The following is a 17,059-nucleotide window of genomic DNA, read 5'->3' as shown; positions in this document are numbered from 1 at the left end:
GTTTTATATTTTCGCCCATCACATGGGCTGAGCGCAGCGATGTCAAGCCTCGCGCATCAGCGCAACGCGAACTGCTGCTCGACGAAGGCCGTGACAAATCGCGGCATGGACGGCGTGAGATCGCTCACCCCGCGCACGAGATGAATGGCCGAGAGCTCTGGCTCGGCCTCGTCCGCCAGATTGGCTTCGATCCGCGCACGCGCCACATCACCCGGCATGTCCAGGTTGACGATTTGCAACATCGCAATCGTCGGGCCGGTGACGACGCAGTGCCAGTCCGGCTCGACCCGATAGTCGGCGGCGGTCAGGCCGGTCTCTTCCTCGAGTTCGCGGATCACGCTGCCGGGAATGTCCAGCGTGTGGCCCCTGACGTCTTCGAGATCGGGCGTACCGGACGGGAAATAAATCCGGCCCGCATTGGCGGTGTGCTGCGCCATCTCACCCATGACGAAGGCGCCGTCGGAGGCGCGCAACGCGCCCATGCCAAAACCGTTGAACACGGCCTTGTCGGGAAAACCCCAATCGCGCCAGGCGAGGAAGCTCGCGAAATCGGTCTCGAAATAGGTCGCAGAAAGATGCCCGTCGGCGAACGTTGCATCACGCCCGAGCAGGACGCGACCGTTCCAGATCTTTGGCCGCTCGCGCTGCTTCTCGGCGAAATGCGTGGCGATCTCGGCGCGCCGCTCCTCCGCGAACGCCCAGACGATCGGCCGCACGGCAAGTTCAAGCGTCGTGACCCGATGAATGATTGGTGACGTCATGACGCCTGATGACCACACCTTCGCGTCAGTTATTTGACGCTTCCCGTGGTCTTCTTGGCCTGCTCGACATACTTGTTGGTGAAGGTCTTGCTGACGTCGATCTTGGCGTTGGCGACCTCGGGCGATCCAACGCTGAACACCGCGAGCACGGCGTCGGCGCCCTTCGGGTCCATCTTGCCGGTCTCGGAGAACATTGGGATCGTGTTCTTCAGTGCCGCGAGATAGAGGTCCTTGTTCTTGCCAACCGTCTCCTCCGGCATCTTCGCCATGATCTCCTCGGGCGAGTGCGAGTGGATCCAGGCGAGCGTGCCCAGGATCGCGTTGGTCAGCGCCTGCGTCTCCTTCTCGTGGCCGGCGACCCAGGCCGCGGTCGAGTACAGCGCGCCGCCCGGATATTCGCCGCCGAACGTCTCAAGTGTATCCTTTTGCGTGCGGGTGTCCGAGAGGATGCGCAGATCCTTGTGGCTGCCCTGGAGCACGGTCACGGAGGGATCGAGCATCACGGCCGCATCGATCTGGCCCTGCTCCATGGCGGCGACCGCAGTGGCGCCGAGGCCAACGCCGATCACGGCGGTGCTGGCGGGATCGACGCCATTCTTCTTCAGCATATACTTCAGGAAGAAGTCAGTGGAGGAGCCGGGCGCGCTGACGCCGACCTTCTTGCCGGCGAGGTCCTTGATCGACTTGATCTCGTTGGTGTGCGACGGCGAAACCACCAGCACGAGGCCGGGATAACGGTCATAGACCACGAAGGCCTGAAGCTCCTGCTTCTTGGCCGCGAGGTTGACGCAATGGTCGAAATAGCCGGAGACCACGTCGGCGCTGCCGCCGAGCACGGCCTTGAGCGCGTCCGAGCCGCCCTTGAGGTCCACGAGCTCAACGTCGAGACCCGCCTTGTCGTATTCGCCGAGCTGCTTTGCCAGCACCGTCGGCAAATAGCACAAACAGGAGCCGCCGCCGATCGCGATCGTGACCTTGCTTTGCGCCGCGGCAAGACCGGTGGTGAGCGTCAGCGCGAGCAGCGCGCCCGCGAGCCTGGCTATCGTGTTCTTCATTGGTTTCCTCCGTTCGGCTGGCGGCACCATAAAGCAGCCGGGCTGGCTTGAGAAGCAGGACCGAAGGCGCTGGCCATCGGCCTTTCGGCGCAATAGCATGAAGCCCACAAGAACAATTCTTGATGGGGAGGATCATCCATGAATCGCCTTGCAATCGGACTGTCGATCGCCACCGCTTTTGCCGCCGGATGCGGCGCAACCCACCTGCTGCGGCCGGCGCTGGCCGCGGAGAACATCCCTCCGCAGATCATCCACACCGGCGAGATGGAGGGCGACGCGCTCGGGAATGCCAACGCCGTCGGCTACCGCTCCAAGACGTTCGCAAGCGCCGATGGCGCCACCATCTCGATCCAGGTCGGCAATGTGCCCAAGCACATGCATCCCAACACCAACGAGATCCAGTACATCTTAGAGGGCACCGGCACGATCTGGTTCGGCGACAAGGAGGTCACGGTGAAGCCGGGCGACCTCGTCATCATCCCGAAGGGGACGCCGCATGGCGGCACCAAGCCGATCAGCGGACAGGTCAAGGCGATCGCGATCAAGACGCCGCCGCAGGCCCCCGATGACACCAAGCTGCTGGATTGAGCTTTCGCGATCCGGGGCTCGCGCGGTGCGCGGGCCCCTCGCGGCTTAGCCACGCCCGTCCACGGTCGGGCGCCAGACCAGCAGTCTCCGCTCCACCAATGTCACGCCAAAATCGATCAGGATGACGAAGGCCGACAGCACGAACATGCCGGCGAAGACGCCGGCGACGTCGAATATGCCCTCGGCCTGCTGAATGAGGTAGCCGAGCCCCGCCGCCGATCCCAGATACTCGCCGACGACGGCACCGACCACGGCAAAACCGACCGACGTGTGCAGCGAGGAGAACATCCACGACAGCGCCGAAGGCCAATAGACGTGCTGCATCAGCTGCCGCTCGCTCATGCCGAGCATGCGGCCGTTGTCCAGCACGGTGCGGCTGACCTCCTTGACGCCCTGATAGACGTTGAAGAACACGATGAAGAACACCAGCGTCACGCCGAGCGCGACCTTGGACCAGATGCCCAGCCCAAGCCACAGCGCGAAGATCGGCGCCAGCACCACACGCGGCAGAGCGTTGACCATCTTGACGTAGGGATCGAACACCGCGGCGACCAGCGGCTGGCGCGCGAACCAGAAGCCGATCAGCACACCGCCGGCCGATCCGATCACGAAGGCCAGGATCGATTCCGTCAGCGTGATGCCGAGATGCTTCCAGATCACACCGGACGAGAACCATTTGACGATCTGGGCGAAGACATCGACCGGATTGGAGAAGAAGAACGGCGGCAGCAGGATCTTGCCGAACACGGGCACGGTCGACAGCAATTGCCACAGCGCGAGGCAGACCACCGCGACCAGCACTTGCAGCGTAAGCAGCGTGACGCGCGACATCAGACCGCCTCCGCCGCTTGCGTGGACTGCGCATAGCCCTTCATGACCTCGTCCTTGAGCACGCTCCAGATCTCGCGATGAAGCGCATGGAATTCCTTGTCCAGCCGCACTTCGAAAATGTCGCGCGGGCGCGGCAGGCTCACGCGCCAGTCGCCGATGATGCGGGAGGACGGCCCCGCCGACATGATCACGACGCGGTCGGCGAGCGCGATCGCCTCTTCCAGATCATGGGTGACGAACAGCACGGCCTTGCGGTCAGCGTTCCAGAGGTCGAGCAACAGGTTGCCCATCACCTGCCGGGTCTGTGCATCCAGCGGTCCGAACGGCTCATCCATCAGCAGGATCTTTGGATCGCGGATCAGCACCTGCGCCAGCGCCACGCGCTTGCGCTGGCCGCCCGAGAGCATGTGCGGATAGCGGTTGGCGAAGGCACCCAAGCCGACCGAGGTCAGCCATTTCTGCGCCCGCGGCAGTGCCTCGCTGCGCGGCGTGCCGCTGACTTCGAGCCCGATCGCGACGTTGTCGAGCGCGGTCTTCCAGGGGAACAGCGCATCGGCCTGGAACAGGTAGCCGGCGTCCCGGTTCAGCCCGGCAAGTGGCTGGTCGAATATCCTGACGCTCCCCGCAGCCGGCTTCAGCAGCCCGGCCGCGACGTTGAGCAGTGTTGATTTCCCGCAGCCGGTCGGGCCGACGATGGCGACGAACTCGCCCTGCGCCACCGTCAGATGCGCCTTCTCCACCGCCGTATAGACCCGCCCGTCCCCCAACTGGAACGCGACCTTGGCATCTTCCAGCGCCACTGCCGTAGGCGTTATCATATGCTTCCTCCGAACTTGGCCCGATGCCTTAGCCGCTCGCGCGACCAAGTTCAATCAAGCCGCCAAGCGTGCTACGCATGGGCCTTGTCATCCCCTCCCTTCCCCCTCCCTTCCCTGGGGCGGGTCAGCGCAGTGAGCCCCGCCCGATGCCGTCCAGGCCGATGATTGGCTATGCCCACGTCACCAAGAGCTTCGGCGCGCTCAAGGCCGTGGACGATGTGTCACTCGACATCGCCGAAGGCGAATTTGTAGCCGTCGTCGGCGGCTCGGGTTCGGGCAAGACGACGCTGCTGCGGCTCGCCAACCGCCTGATCGAGGCGGATGGGGGCACGATCACGGTCGAGGGCGACGACGTGCAATCCGTCGATCCGGTCGCGCTGCGGCGCCGCATCGGCTACGTTTTCCAGAGCGGCGGACTGTTCCCGCATCTGAGCGTCGCCGACAATATCGGGATCACGCCGAAGCTGCTCGGCGTCTCGGCAGCGGATATCGCAACACGGGTCGATGAGTTGCTCGAGCTCGTGCAGCTCGACCGGGCCGCCCATCGCGGGCGGTTGCCGGATGCGCTCTCGGGCGGCCAGCGCCAGCGTGTCGGCGTGGCGCGGGCGCTTGCGGCAAGGCCCCGCATCGTGCTGATGGATGAGCCATTCGGCGCGCTCGATCCCCTTACCCGCGATGCGCTCGGCGACGATTTTCGCGAGCTGCACCGCAAGCTCGGCCTGACCACCGTGATGATCACCCACGACATGACGGAAGCGATCCTGCTCGCCGACCGCATCGCGGTGATGCGCAGCGGGAAGCTGCTGGCGCAGGGCACGCCAGTGGAGCTCTCGAAAAGCAGCGACGCCTACGTGCTGGAGCTGCTGCGGACGCCGCGACGCCAGGTCGAGCGATTGAACGCGCTGCTGCTAAAGGGCGGGGCGGCATGAGCCTTTTCACGGATCCGCGTTGGGGCGAAGCGCTGGCGCATTTGCCCGACTATCTCGGCAACCACGTGCGGGTGAGTCTCGCCGCGCTTGCGCTCGGCCTGATCGTCAGCCTGCCGCTGGCGATTCTGACGCGCAACCGTCCCACGCCGCGCGCTGTGCTGCTCGCGCTCGCCAGCATCGTGCAGACGGTGCCCGGGCTGGCGCTGCTCGCGCTGTTCTATCCGCTCCTGCTGCTCGCGGCCTCCGTGGCGCTGGCCTGGTTCGGCGTCTCCTTCTCCGCTTTCGGCTTCCTGCCGGCGATGCTGGCGCTGGCGCTCTATTCGATGCTGCCGGTGCTGCGCAATGGCATCACCGGCCTCAACGGCATCGATCCCGCGCTGATAGAGGCTGCCAAAGGCGTCGGAATGACCGCGCGGCAGTCGCTGGTGATGGTCGAACTGCCGCTGGCGCTGCCGGTCATGATGGCGGGGATCCGCACCGCCGCGGTGTGGGTGATCGGCACCGCGACGCTGTCGACCCCGATCGGGCAGACCAGCCTCGGCAATTACATCTTTGCCGGGCTCCAGACCCAGAACTGGGTGTTCGTGCTGTTCGGCTGCTTTGCCTCGGCCCTGCTGGCGCTCGCCGTCGATCAACTGCTCGGCCTGGTCGAGAGCGGCCTGCGCTGGCGCAGCCGCGTGCGTGCGGCGCTTGGCGCGGCCGGGATCGCGGCACTGGTCGCCGCAACATTGGTGCCGACGATGGGGCGCTCGTCACAGAACTATATCGTCGGCGCCAAGACGTTCGCCGAGCAGTATGTGCTGTCGGCGCTGATGCGGGACCGGCTTCAGGCCGCCGGTCTCGCCGCCGTCGCACGCTCCGGTCTCGGCTCAAGCGTGATCTTCGAGGCGTTGAAAGCCGGCGATATCGATCTCTACGTCGATTATTCCGGCACGCTCTGGGCCAATCAGCTTCACCGCACGGACATCAAGCCGCGCGCGGAGCTGTTGGCGGAGCTGCAGACAACGCTTGCGAAGGAGAACATCACCCTGCTCGGCGAGCTCGGTTTCGAGAACGCCTATGCGCTGGTGATCCCGAAGAAGCGCGCCGAGGCGCTTGGCATCCGCACCATCGCCGATCTCGCCGCGCATGCTTCGACCCTGTCGATCGCCGGCGACTATGAGTTTTTCTCGCGACCCGAATGGGCGGCGCTGCAAAAGGCCTATGGCCTCTCGTTCCGCGCCCAGCGCCAGATGCAGCCGGACTTCATGTATGCGGCCGTCGCCAGCGGCGAGGTCGATGTCATCGCCGGCTACACCAGCGACGGGTTGATCGCAAAATACGATCTCGTTGCGCTCGACGATCCCAGGCACGCGATCCCGCCCTACGATGCGATCCTGCTGCTGGCCCCAAAGCGCGCCGGCGACGAACGGCTGCGGGCCGCGGTGAAGCCGCTGCTCGGCAAGATCGACATCGCGACCATGCGCGAAGCTAATTTGCGCGCCGCCGGCAATGACGCGAATTCGTCGCCGGATGCAGTGGCGAAATGGCTGTGGGAGAAGGTGGGTGGGCGGTAGCCGCGCCATTCGTTCGATGTCGTCCTGGCCTTCGCCAGGACGACGTTGGAGAGACGCTACAGCCCCCTGATCATCCCCGCATCGATCAGCAGCCGGTTAAGCCGGCGCGCTTCGGCCCCGTCCTTGCATCCGTAGAATATGCCCTTGCAGCGGAGCATGATCTCCTTCTGCTCGGCGAAGGACGGATCGAGCGGGATGCCGGCGGCTTCCTGGATAACCAGCGGCAGATACGGGCCGTCGACCGTGTCCATCACGGCCTCGCTTTTCACCGGCTCGAAATTGACGGCGTCGATCGCGTAGTAAGTCGCGTAGAGACGTGCGTCGTAGGCGTCGAGCTTCTTGCCGAGAGCGCCTTCGTCGAGCCCGGGCTCGAGGATACCGGGCGCGAATTCCGGCTGATGATCGCCGTAGCGCACGATCAGGAAGGGTTCGCCGGGAAATTTCTTCTTCAAGCCCGCGAGGAAAGCGTTGTACTGCTCGGCGCTCATCGCCTGCCGCCGCAGGTACTCGTCGATGGACGGCACATTGCCCGGTGCGCGCCAGTTCGGCAGCAGATCCGGGCGGAAGCGCGTCTCCCAGGGGAAATGATTGGCGCCGAGATAGATGAAGGTGAACAGCGGCTTGTTCGGCGTCCGCTCGCCCATCAGCCGGAGCGCCTTGTCGTAGAAGAAGCTATCCGGCTCGACATCCTTGGCGCCGAGATCCTTGGAGTCGAGAAAGCGTTCGATGCCGGTCGTCACCTGAAAGCTGCGCGCGGCCATGAAGCCGCCATAGGCGGGGTACAGCGACATCGTGTCGTAGCCGCAGCGGCGCAGCGCCAGCGGCAGGCCGCGCTCGACACGGCCTGTTGCAATGCGCGTCACGAAATAGGCGAAGCGGCCGAACGAGCGCGACGACAACCCCGCGAGCACGTTGTATTCGGTGAACCAGCTCGGCCCGCCATTGCTCTCGGCCAGGAACGCGCGCTCCTTGCCGTCCCAGGATTTGAAATGGCTGCCGTAGCCGGCCGGCACCTTGATGCCCTGCGCGGCGCGGATGTCGAAGCTCGATTCATCATGGACCATGATGATGTTCGGCCGCCGGCCGGCAGGATGGCAGGCATCGACCAGCGGCATGTTGAGCCGTTCGTTGGTCGAAGCGGCCGACTCCATGAAGCCGTATTGCGCGAAGTCGGAGACCGCGCTGACGCCGGAGCGGAAGAACTTCGAGAGATAGCCGTCGTCGTAATAGCCGCGCCAAGCCTCGTCCGGATGGTGGAGCGAATAGCCGACCAGCGCGGCGAGGCAGGCGAGCATCGAGGCGAGCGCCGGTAGCCTACGGATGCGGAATGGGTCGAGCCACCACAGCGCATACATCAGCGGCAGCGTGACCAGGCCGGCCCCGATCACCGACCAGCGCAAATTCGGGAAGATCGTGAACAGGAACGCCACCGTGTCGCGGTCGATCATCATCAGGTCGATGAAGTTGGCCGTCATCTGCACGACGTCGTGCTTCAGCCGTGACAGCAGCACCAGCACCACGACCATAGTCAGCGACAGCGCACCCGAGAGCGCCGGCCGCCGCAGCAGCGCGATCCAGAAGAAGTTGAGGATGCCCCAGGCCAGCACGAAGGAGAGCCGTGCGCCGAAATCCGTCTCGGTCTCGTACATCAGGACGAGCGCCGCGAGATGCGGCGCTGCAACCGCGAGCAGCCGCCAGATGCCGAGCGCAGCGACGCTTGCCAGCACGGCGGTCGTGGCAGAAGGACCTGGATTGGGCGCGGACGCCATCGACGACACGCAACTGCTGGTCCGGCACGGTGATGCCGAGCCGGCTGACCGGGCCTGCGGCGTTCGGCGCAGCCGGAAGGCCTGCACCGTGTCATAAAACTGTAATTGAACGGTCACGGACAAGCAACGCGTGTCGCGGTCCGACCTTCGCTTAATGTTAGCGGAAGCCGATCGGTCTCCGGGCCCAATTCGTCCCTAGGGCAAATCCCGCAGTGCAGAACCGACTTGCCGTCTAGTCGAGGCCTTCGACGCTGACCAGGCGGGCAGAACTGCAAGCGTCCCGGACCGCTTTGAGACCCTGGTAGGTCGCGCCTGTGTAAAATGCCTCCCAGGCTGCGACGGATGGGAATTCCAGCAGAACGATCCTGCGGGGCTGCCAGTCTCCCTCGTAGACCTTGTGGGCGCCCCCTCGCGCCAGATATCGAGCTCCAGCGGCCTCCAGGGCGGGCTTCACGCCCAACATGAAGCTTTGGTACTGCTGCAAATCCCTGATCTCGACGTCGAAAATCACATAAGCCGGCATCTCAAGACGCTCCCACGATCGGAAATTGATCACCTGTCCGGCAATGGTCTCACCTCGGAGGCTCAGCCCTGCGGCAGCAGCCCGAGCCGCTTGGCGATGATGCGGTCGACCACACGCTTGGGCAGCGTGGCCGTCATCAAATGCCGCATCCGGTCCGGCGTGATCTGGTAGCGAACCTTGGGCCTCTCGGCGGTGAGCGCCTCGAAAACGACCTCGGCAATCCGCTCGGCCGGCAGCCCGGTCTCGCCGAGCTTCATCATGAACGCCATGACCTTGTTCAGCGCCGGCAGATAAGGCGAGTTCTGGTAGACCGAAAGATCGATCTGCTCGGCCTTGCTCCAGATCGGCGTCTTGACGGCGCCGGGTGCGACGATAATGACGTCGGTGCCAAACAGCATCAATTCGCGGCGCAAGCTCTCCGACAGACCTTCGATGGCATGCTTGGAGGTGCAGTAAGGCGCCGACAACGGATTGCCGTTCTTGCCCGCGACCGAGCTGATCATCACGATCCGGCCCTTCGGTCCCTCCAGCGACGGGTCGGCGCCCAGCAGCGGCCCAAAGGCCTGCGTCGCGATGACCGGGCCGATGACGTTGATCTCCATCTGCCGGCGAAAGTCGTCGACCGACAATTCGAGCACGGGACCGGCGACCGCGACGCCGGCGTTGTTGACGAGACCGGCCAGCGTCTCGCCGCCCAGCGCCTCGCGGACTTTTCGCGCAGCCGCGAGGACCGCCGCCTCGTCGGTGACGTCGAACAGCAGCGCCGTGAAGTTCGTACCGAATTCACCCATGAGCCGATCCGCATCGGCCTGCTTGCGGACACTACCGAAAACACGATAGCCGCGCCCGATCAGAAACTTCGCAATGGCCCAGCCGATGCCGGTGGACGCGCCGGTGACGACGACGGATCGCATGATCTTCCTCCCCAAGAGCTCCCGCGATCATGCAGGCGAAAGGTGCCGGGGCGCAATGCCGTCCACCGCTCAAGGAGACGCCGCGGGTGTCAGTTCTTAAGTTGAAGGCGAGGTGCGAACCTCGCGACGTGCGATTGATTGCATCCTGAAGGTATGGATGAAGAGCCGAATCCTTGACCCTGAAGACGCTGGGCTTTTGAGGATCGGGAGCTTCTGAGAAATTCCGAAAACAACGCGAGACCAAGAATGTGGTTTAAGCGTCAGTTCTTCATGCTCAGGGAGCACTTCAGCTCGCGAAGAATTTGAATGAAGCAGCAATGCTTCGCGCGAGACGAAAAGAGCGAGACCGCTGGTTGCGATCTCGCTCGAATATAATCGCGAAGATTTAAGAATTGGTTTGGCGAGCGAAGCTTGTGTTTTCGCTCGCGTGTCCGGATGCGGCGCAACCGATACGCCGCATCCGAACGGCCGCTTAGTTCTTCGACTTGTCGACCAGCGCGCCCTTCTTGATCCAGGGCATCATGTCGCGCAGCTTGGCGCCGACTTCCTCGATCGGGTGCTCGGCGAGCTTGGCGCGGGTCGCCTTGAACGAGGTCTGGTTGACCTTGTTCTCGAGCATCCAGTCGCGGGCGAACTTGCCGGACTGGATGTCGTTCAGAACCCGCTTCATCTCCGTCTTGGTCTCGTCGGTGACGATGCGCGGGCCGGTGACGTACTCACCGTACTCCGCGGTGTTGGAGATCGAGTAGTTCATGTTGGCGATGCCGCCTTCATAGATCAGGTCGACGATCAGCTTCACTTCGTGCAGGCACTCGAAATAGGCCATCTCCGGGGCGTAGCCGGCTTCGACCAGCGTCTCGTAGCCGCCCTTGATCAGCTCGACCAGGCCGCCGCAGAGCACGACCTGCTCGCCGAACAGGTCGGTCTCGCATTCTTCCTTGAAAGTGGTCTCGATGATGCCAGCACGGCCGCCGCCGACGGCGGAGGCGTAGGACAGGCCGAGGTCGTGGGCGTTACCCGAGACGTCCTTGGCGATCGCGATCAGGCAGGGCACGCCGCCGCCACGCTGGTATTCCGAACGCACCGTGTGGCCGGGGCCCTTCGGCGCGATCATCAGAACGTCGAGATCGGCGCGCGGGTCGAGCAGGTTGAAGTGGACGTTGAGACCGTGCGCGAAGACGAGGGCGGCGCCCTTCTTCATGTTGTCGTGCAGGTGCTCGCGGTAAATGTCGCCCTGGAGCTCGTCCGGGGTCAGCATCATGACCAGGTCGGCCCATTTGGCGGCCTCGGCGACTTCCATCACCTTGAAGCCGGCAGCTTCCGCCTTCTTGGCCGAGGCCGAACCCTTGCGGAGCGCAATCGCCACGTCCTTGACGCCGGAATCCTTCAGGTTCAGCGCATGGGCGTGGCCCTGGCTGCCATAGCCGACGATGACGACCTTCTTGCCCTTGATCAGGTTCAGGTCGGCGTCGCGATCGTAATAAACACGCATGGTCGTTTCCTCGTTCAGGGGCCGGAATCGGCCGTTGGTCAGGTCTTGTCGGTCAGGTCTCGGACGGTGAAATTTGCGGATTTCGGGGGCTGTCTAGAGCATTTTCGGCCCCCTGGGAAACCCGTTTCTGCATGGAAAGCTGAGGCATCATGCATCCATAACGACGGGGTAGAGAGACGCCAGCAGCAGGATCGCCATCAGGATGTTGAAGGCGCGGACCAGCCGCTCGGAGGTCAGCACCGGCCGTAGTGCAGTGCCGAACAGGACCCAGACCACGGTCGAGACCGCGCCGACGAGTAGGCTGACCAGGGTCTGGATCGCGATATTGATGGGGAATCGGGCAATCGCCGCGTAGGCGGTGATTGTGCCGATCACGATCACCCAGCCCTTGGCGTTGATCCACTGGAACATCGCCGCGCCCCAGAAGGTCATCGGGCCGCGGCCGGTCTCGCCGTCCGGCGTGGTCGGGCCGGACAAAGCAATCACGGCGGCAAGGTAAATCAGATAGACCGCGCCGGCGTATTTCAGGATGGTCTGAAGGATCGGATAGGCCAGAAACACTGTGCCGAGCCCGAGACCCACGGCGGCGATCATGAAAGCAAAGCCGATGACGATACCGGCGATGTGGGGGATGGTGCGCCGAAAGCCGTAGGTCAGGCCCGAGGCCAGCAGCATGATGTTGTTCGGCCCGGGCGTGAAATACATCACGACCATAAAGGCGAGGAAGGCATAGAAGAGCGAATAGGCCATAGTCACCTCACGCGGTCTTCGGCAGGACTTGCGGACGCTTCGCGAGCACCATCACCGCGATACCGCCGATCACGGTGAGCATGCCGGCGAGACGCAGCGGGCCGAACCGCTCGCCGAACACGATGCTGGACGCAGCCGAGCCGACGAACGGCACCAGCAGCGCGAACGGCACCACTTGCGCAGGGGGATAGTCACGTAGCAGCCGGCCCCACAGCCAATAGGCGATGCTGGTGGAGATGCCGCCGATCAACAGCAGGCAAATGAGGCCGGTGAGCGACATGTGGATCAGCGACTGCCAGGTCGGCGTTGGTCCGTTGACGACCAGCGTGAGCGCGAACAGCGGCACCGCGGTGGCGAGGCACAACCAGGCGAACAGATCGAACATCGGCACGCCGCGGGCGCCGCGCAGCAGGACATTGCCGACCGCAAAGCTGACCGGCGCGATCATCAGCACGGCGAAGGCACCGACGCTGAAATCATAGCCGACCGTGCCGCAGATCATCAAAAGGCCGATGGCTGCGATGACGATGCCCAGCGTCTGCACCGGCGTCGGCCGCTCACCGAATGCGATCGCGGCAAAGCCGATCGTGAACAGCGCCTGGCTCTGCACGACGACGCTGGTCAGCCCCACCGGCACGCCATGGGCGATGCCATAGGCCTGGCTCAGAAATTGGCCGAGAAAGAGCGTGAAGCTGATCGCGATCAGGAGCGACCAGGCGACTTTGGGCTTGCGGATGAATAGGCACGGCACCGCGGCAATGGTGAAGCGCATCGCCGTCATCAGCTCCGGCGAAAATTCGTCGAGCGCGATCCGGCTCGCCACGAAGGCAAGCCCCCAGATGACCGCCACCAGGATGGCGATGAGGATGTCGGCCGGCTTCATTGTCGTTCCCGGTTCTGCCCTGTCGTGCAGCCCTGTTTGTTGTTCTGGTCGAGCCTTGCTCGCCGGCCGTTACGTGGAGGAATTGGGTTTCCGCAGCAGATAGGTGCCGTGCATCGGGGCGTGGTAATCGGCCGAGACCAGCGTGAAGCCGACGTCGGTCAGCATCCGCTCCATGACCCAGCCGAAAGTGGAATACTCGTCGCGCATGTGGGTGACGACGCTTTCACGCGGGACATCGTGGTTCTTGATCTCAAAGTCGGCCCATTGGTCAACGTCGCGCTCGACGGCATCGGGCATCGAGGCGTAGACGATGTCGCGCAAATAGAAAGTGGCACCGGGCTTGAGCGCGCGATAGATCCGCGACATGGCTACCGCCTTCCAGAAATCCGGCAGATGGTGCAGCGTGAACTCGCTGACGATCAGGTCATAGGATTCCGGCCGGTAGGCGAAGCTGAGCAGGCCGGCGGACTGCGTGCGCACGGGCGCCTTGCGGTCGCGCGCGTAGATCTCGGCGAGCGCCAGCATCGCGGGCGAGATGTCGATGGCATCGACCTCGGCGCCCATCAGCGCCGCCTCGGTCGCGAGCACGCCGTTGCCGCAACCGATATCGGCAATGCGCCAGCCGCGCTGGACGCCGAGCATTTTCAGCGCGGCGCGCGCCCGTAGATCGGCATCGTCATGACTGTCGTAGATCGAGGCCACTGCAGGCCCGATCCCCATCCGGTTCCGCTCGTTGTAATACCAGTCGCGCGCCAGCATGGCTCACATTCCCTCAGGCCCGCGACCAATCGCGGCAACACCGGTGCGCGACACTTCGACAAGGCCAAGCGGACGCATCAGGTCGATAAACTGATTGATCTTGTCTGTATTGCCTGTGATCTCGAACACGAAGCTCTCGGTGGTGGCATCGATCACGCGGGCACGGAACGCGTCCGCCAGCCGCAGCGCCTCGACGCGATGCTCGCCCTGCCCGCGTACCTTGACCATCGCCAGCTCGCGCTCGATCGAGCGCTTGGTCAGCGTCATGTCGACGACGCGATAGACCGGGATCATGCGGTCGAGCTGATGCTTGATCTGCTCGATCACCATGGGCGTACCCGTGGTGACGATAGTGATGCGCGAGAGATGCTTCTGGCTCTCGGTCTCCGAGACCGTGAGGCTCTCGATGTTGTAGCCGCGCCCCGAGAACAGGCCGATGACGCGCGCGAGCACGCCGGGCTCGTTCTGCACGAGCACCGAAAGCGTATGCGTCTCGTTCGGGTCGTGGCGCTCCTCGATGAAATAGGCGGATGCGGGCTGGTTCATTGTCGTCCCCTTCATTCTCGTCGTTACGCCGTCGCCTGATGAGCGACCGGCGCATCCGTCCCGACCCAACCGCGGAACAGATCGAAATCGATATTGCCGCCGGACAGTACGAGACCGACGCGCTTGCCCGACAATCCTGTCTTGTCCTGAAGCGCCGCGGCGAGCGCGGCGGCGCCGGCGCCTTCGGCGAGATTGTGCGTGTCGGTCCAGAGCGCATGGATCGCGAGCGCGATTTCATCGTCCGTCACCTGGACGATACGCGAGGCGCCCTTGAGGATGACCGCGAGCGCTTCCGGATCGGGAATCCGCGTCGCCATGCCGTCCGCGAGCGTGTTGCTGGTCTCGGTGGTCACCACCTGACCCGCCGCGAACGACAGCGCGTAGGACGGCGCCTCGGTCGACTGCACGCCCACGATCTCGGTCTTCAGGCCGAGCAGATCGCGCGCCATGATACAGCCGCAGATCCCCGAGCCTTGCCCGATCGGCACATAGAGGATGTCGAGATCGGGCGCGGCCCGGAACAATTCGAGCGCATAGGTCGCCACGCCCAGCACCAGGTCCGTATGGAACGACGGCACCATGTGCAGCCCGGCGAACTGCGCGTGGCGTCCGGCTTCCTCGCGTGCGGCCTGAAAGTCCTCGCCGTGCTCAACGAGTTCGGCGCCGAACGCCTTCATCGCGCGGTTCTTCTCGACCGAATTGCCGCGCGGCACATAGATCACGGCAGTTACGCCATGGCGGCTCGCCGCAAAGGCGAGGCTCTGGCCATGATTGCCGCGCGTCGCCGAGATGATGCCCGGAATGTTCGGCCGTTCGCGCTTCAGCCGATCGAGATAGACTAACCCGCCGCGCACCTTGAAGGCGCCCGTCGGCGTGTGATTCTCGTGCTTGACCACGACCTGCGTGCCGAGCCGCTCGGCGAGCAGCGGCCAGGCGTGCGCCGGCGTTGCCGGCACCGCCTGCCCCACGATCGCATGTGCGCGTTCGAGCTCGTTCAGGTCGAACATCACGCTCACACCAGCGCCTTACCGCCGGCGAACGCCTTCGCGGTGGCTTCGTCGTTGGCCTGCTCCGGCAACAGCATCTCGTTGTGCGCCTTGCCGGAGGGGATCATCGGGAAACAGTTTTCCAGCGACGCGACGCGGCAGTCGAACAGCACCGGGCGCTTGACCGAGATCATCTCCTGGATGGCGCCGTCGAGATCGCCGGGCTTGTGCACCTGGATGCCGACGCCGCCGTAGGCTTCCGCTAGCTTGACGAAGTCCGGCATCGCCTCCGAGTAGGAATGCGACAGGCGGTTGCCATGGAGCAGCTGCTGCCACTGCCGCACCATGCCCATGTACTGGTTGTTCAGGATGAAGATCTTGATCGGCAACTCGTACTGCACCGCCGTCGACATCTCCTGCATCGTCATCTGCACCGAGGCATCGCCCGCGATGTCGATGACGAGGCTGTCGGGATGGGCAACCTGCACGCCAACCGCGGCCGGCAGGCCGTAGCCCATGGTGCCGAGACCGCCCGAGGTCATCCAGCGATGCGGCTCCTCGAAGCCGTAGAACTGCGCGGCCCACATCTGATGCTGGCCAACCTCGGTGGTGATGTAGGTGTCCTTGCCACGCGTCGCCTCGAACAGGCTCTGGATCGCATGCTGCGGCAGGATGACGTCGTTGCTCTTCCTGTAATAGAGCGAGTTGCGGGCGCGCCACTGCGCGATCTGCTGCCACCAGGCCTTGATGTCGGGCTTCTTCGCCTCCGCCTTGAACACCTGGAGAATGTCGCCGAGGATGTTGCCGCAGTCGCCGATGATCGGCACGTCGACGCGGATGTTCTTGTTGATCGAAGACGGGTCGATGTCGATGTGGATCTTCTTCGAGCCCGGCGAGAACGCATCGACGCGGCCGGTGATGCGGTCGTCGAAGCGCGCGCCGACGCACAGCATGACGTCGCAATCATGCATGGTCATGTTGGCTTCGTAGGTGCCGTGCATGCCGAGCATGCCGAGCCAGCTCTTGCCCGAGGCGGGATATGCGCCGAGGCCCATCAGGGTGGAGGTGATCGGAAATCCGGTGACCTCGACCAGCTCGCGCAGCAGCCTGGTCGCCTCGGGACCGGAATTGATCACGCCGCCGCCGCTGTAGATCACGGGGCGCTTGGCGCCTGCGAGCAGCGCGACGGCCTTGCGGATCTGCGTCGCATCGCCCTTCACGCGCGGCGCGTAGGAGCGATGCACGTCGGATTTGCGCGGCGGATGATAGGTGCCGGTCGCGAACTGCACGTCCTTGGGCACGTCGACGAGCACCGGGCCCGGCCGACCCGTGGTCGCAACGTAAAACGCCTCGTGCAGCACCTTTGCGAGATCGTTGACGTCGCGCACCAGCCAGTTGTGCTTGGTGCAGGGGCGCGTGATGCCGACGGTGTCGCATTCCTGGAATGCGTCGTTGCCGATCAGATGCGTCGGCACCTGGCCGGAGATGCAGACCAGCGGGATCGAGTCCATCAGCGCGTCGGTGAGCGGCGTCACCATGTTGGTGGCGCCGGGGCCGGAGGTCACCAGTGCAACGCCCGGCCTGCCGGTCGAACGCGCATAGCCCTCGGCGGCGTGGCCGGCGCCCTGCTCGTGGCGGACCAGGATGTGCTGGACCTCGCTTTGCTGGAAGATCTCGTCGTAGATCGGGAGCACCGCGCCGCCGGGATAGCCGAAAATGTCGGTCACGCCATGATCGATGAGCGCGCGGACGATCATCGCGGCGCCGGTCATCTGGTTCGGATCGTGGCTCTTCTCGCTCATTGGCTTGCTCCGGATGCGCTGTTGGCAGCGGCTTCGTTCGTGTCGGTTTCGGGAAATAAAAAAGGCCCCGAAGAGGGCCCATGCACACCGCCTGTCA

Annotated in this window: 17 protein-coding genes; 3 read left to right on the top strand and 14 right to left on the bottom strand. The window is 64.3% G+C overall.

Annotation, left to right across the window (positions count from 1 at the left end):
- Positions 1–56 precede the first annotated feature (56 nt).
- Complete coding sequence (locus ACIPUD_RS01800) at positions 57–761, bottom strand: hypothetical protein (RefSeq protein ID WP_018454354.1); 705 nt, start codon at positions 759–761, stop codon at positions 57–59.
- A 29-nt stretch (positions 762–790) separates the two neighbouring features.
- Positions 791–1,816 carry an ABC transporter substrate-binding protein gene (locus tag ACIPUD_RS01795; RefSeq protein WP_018454353.1) on the bottom strand — a complete coding sequence of 342 codons (1,026 nt, stop codon included), beginning with the start codon at positions 1,814–1,816 and terminating at the stop codon, positions 791–793.
- 138 nt (positions 1,817–1,954) lie between these two features.
- Here ACIPUD_RS01795 and ACIPUD_RS01790 point away from each other — a divergent pair, with 138 nt between their 5' ends.
- On the top strand, positions 1,955–2,404 hold the full coding sequence (locus ACIPUD_RS01790) for a cupin domain-containing protein (RefSeq protein WP_018454352.1): 450 nt from the start codon (positions 1,955–1,957) through the stop codon (positions 2,402–2,404).
- 45 nt (positions 2,405–2,449) lie between these two features.
- On the opposite strand, the gene ACIPUD_RS01785 is transcribed toward ACIPUD_RS01790, so the two are convergent.
- On the bottom strand, positions 2,450–3,235 hold the full coding sequence (locus tag ACIPUD_RS01785) for an ABC transporter permease (protein ID WP_018454351.1): 786 nt from the start codon (positions 3,233–3,235) through the stop codon (positions 2,450–2,452).
- Positions 3,235–4,053: an ABC transporter ATP-binding protein gene (locus ACIPUD_RS01780; protein WP_026232716.1), complete on the bottom strand. Its 819-nt coding sequence runs from the start codon at positions 4,051–4,053 to the stop codon at positions 3,235–3,237. Before ACIPUD_RS01780 ends, ACIPUD_RS01785 begins: the two co-directional genes overlap by 1 nt.
- Positions 4,054–4,199: 146 nt before the next feature.
- Between ACIPUD_RS01780 and ACIPUD_RS01775 the strand changes: the two genes are divergently transcribed.
- Positions 4,200–4,982: an ATP-binding cassette domain-containing protein gene (locus ACIPUD_RS01775; protein ID WP_018454349.1), complete on the top strand. Its 783-nt coding sequence runs from the start codon at positions 4,200–4,202 to the stop codon at positions 4,980–4,982.
- On the top strand, positions 4,979–6,538 hold the full coding sequence (locus ACIPUD_RS01770) for a glycine betaine ABC transporter substrate-binding protein (protein ID WP_446480028.1): 1,560 nt from the start codon (positions 4,979–4,981) through the stop codon (positions 6,536–6,538). Before ACIPUD_RS01775 ends, ACIPUD_RS01770 begins: the two co-directional genes overlap by 4 nt.
- A gap of 56 nt (positions 6,539–6,594) precedes the next feature.
- On the opposite strand, the gene ACIPUD_RS01765 is transcribed toward ACIPUD_RS01770, so the two are convergent.
- The 10 genes from ACIPUD_RS01765 to ACIPUD_RS01720 all read right to left on the bottom strand — a co-directional run bounded on the left by ACIPUD_RS01765 (position 6,595) and on the right by ACIPUD_RS01720 (position 16,962).
- Entirely contained in the window at positions 6,595–8,307 is a 1,713-nt protein-coding gene (locus ACIPUD_RS01765; protein WP_018454347.1) for a sulfatase-like hydrolase/transferase, read from the bottom strand.
- 232 nt (positions 8,308–8,539) lie between these two features.
- On the bottom strand, positions 8,540–8,830 hold the full coding sequence (locus ACIPUD_RS01760) for a DUF1330 domain-containing protein (protein WP_018454346.1): 291 nt from the start codon (positions 8,828–8,830) through the stop codon (positions 8,540–8,542).
- A 62-nt stretch (positions 8,831–8,892) separates the two neighbouring features.
- Positions 8,893–9,744, bottom strand: coding sequence for an SDR family oxidoreductase (locus ACIPUD_RS01755; protein WP_085360673.1), 852 nt, complete (start codon positions 9,742–9,744; stop codon positions 8,893–8,895).
- Between the two features lie 472 nt (positions 9,745–10,216).
- Positions 10,217–11,236, bottom strand: a complete 1,020-nt coding sequence (gene ilvC, locus ACIPUD_RS01750) for a ketol-acid reductoisomerase (RefSeq protein WP_446480027.1) — start codon at positions 11,234–11,236, stop codon at positions 10,217–10,219.
- Between the two features lie 147 nt (positions 11,237–11,383).
- A complete protein-coding gene (locus tag ACIPUD_RS01745) occupies positions 11,384–11,986 on the bottom strand; it encodes a LysE family translocator (RefSeq protein WP_018454344.1) in 603 nt (200 codons plus the stop codon).
- Positions 11,987–11,993: 7 nt separating this feature from the next.
- Positions 11,994–12,869: an EamA family transporter gene (locus ACIPUD_RS01740; protein WP_018454343.1), complete on the bottom strand. Its 876-nt coding sequence runs from the start codon at positions 12,867–12,869 to the stop codon at positions 11,994–11,996.
- Positions 12,870–12,938: 69 nt separating this feature from the next.
- Entirely contained in the window at positions 12,939–13,628 is a 690-nt protein-coding gene (locus ACIPUD_RS01735; RefSeq protein ID WP_007613338.1) for a class I SAM-dependent methyltransferase, read from the bottom strand.
- A 3-nt stretch (positions 13,629–13,631) separates the two neighbouring features.
- A complete protein-coding gene (gene ilvN, locus ACIPUD_RS01730) occupies positions 13,632–14,174 on the bottom strand; it encodes an acetolactate synthase small subunit (protein WP_007613340.1) in 543 nt (180 codons plus the stop codon).
- A 23-nt stretch (positions 14,175–14,197) separates the two neighbouring features.
- The gene (locus tag ACIPUD_RS01725; protein WP_026232715.1) at positions 14,198–15,181 is read right to left on the bottom strand and encodes a threonine dehydratase; all 984 of its coding nucleotides are present in this window, start codon (positions 15,179–15,181) and stop codon (positions 14,198–14,200) included.
- 5 nt (positions 15,182–15,186) lie between these two features.
- A complete protein-coding gene (locus ACIPUD_RS01720; RefSeq protein WP_446480026.1) occupies positions 15,187–16,962 on the bottom strand; it encodes an acetolactate synthase 3 large subunit in 1,776 nt (591 codons plus the stop codon).
- Positions 16,963–17,059 lie beyond the last annotated feature (97 nt).

The sequence above is a fragment of the Bradyrhizobium sp. CAR08 genome, assembly GCF_052871955.1.
Note: the sequence above shows the minus strand (reverse complement) of the source record. Positions and strands in the feature narration are given on the sequence as shown.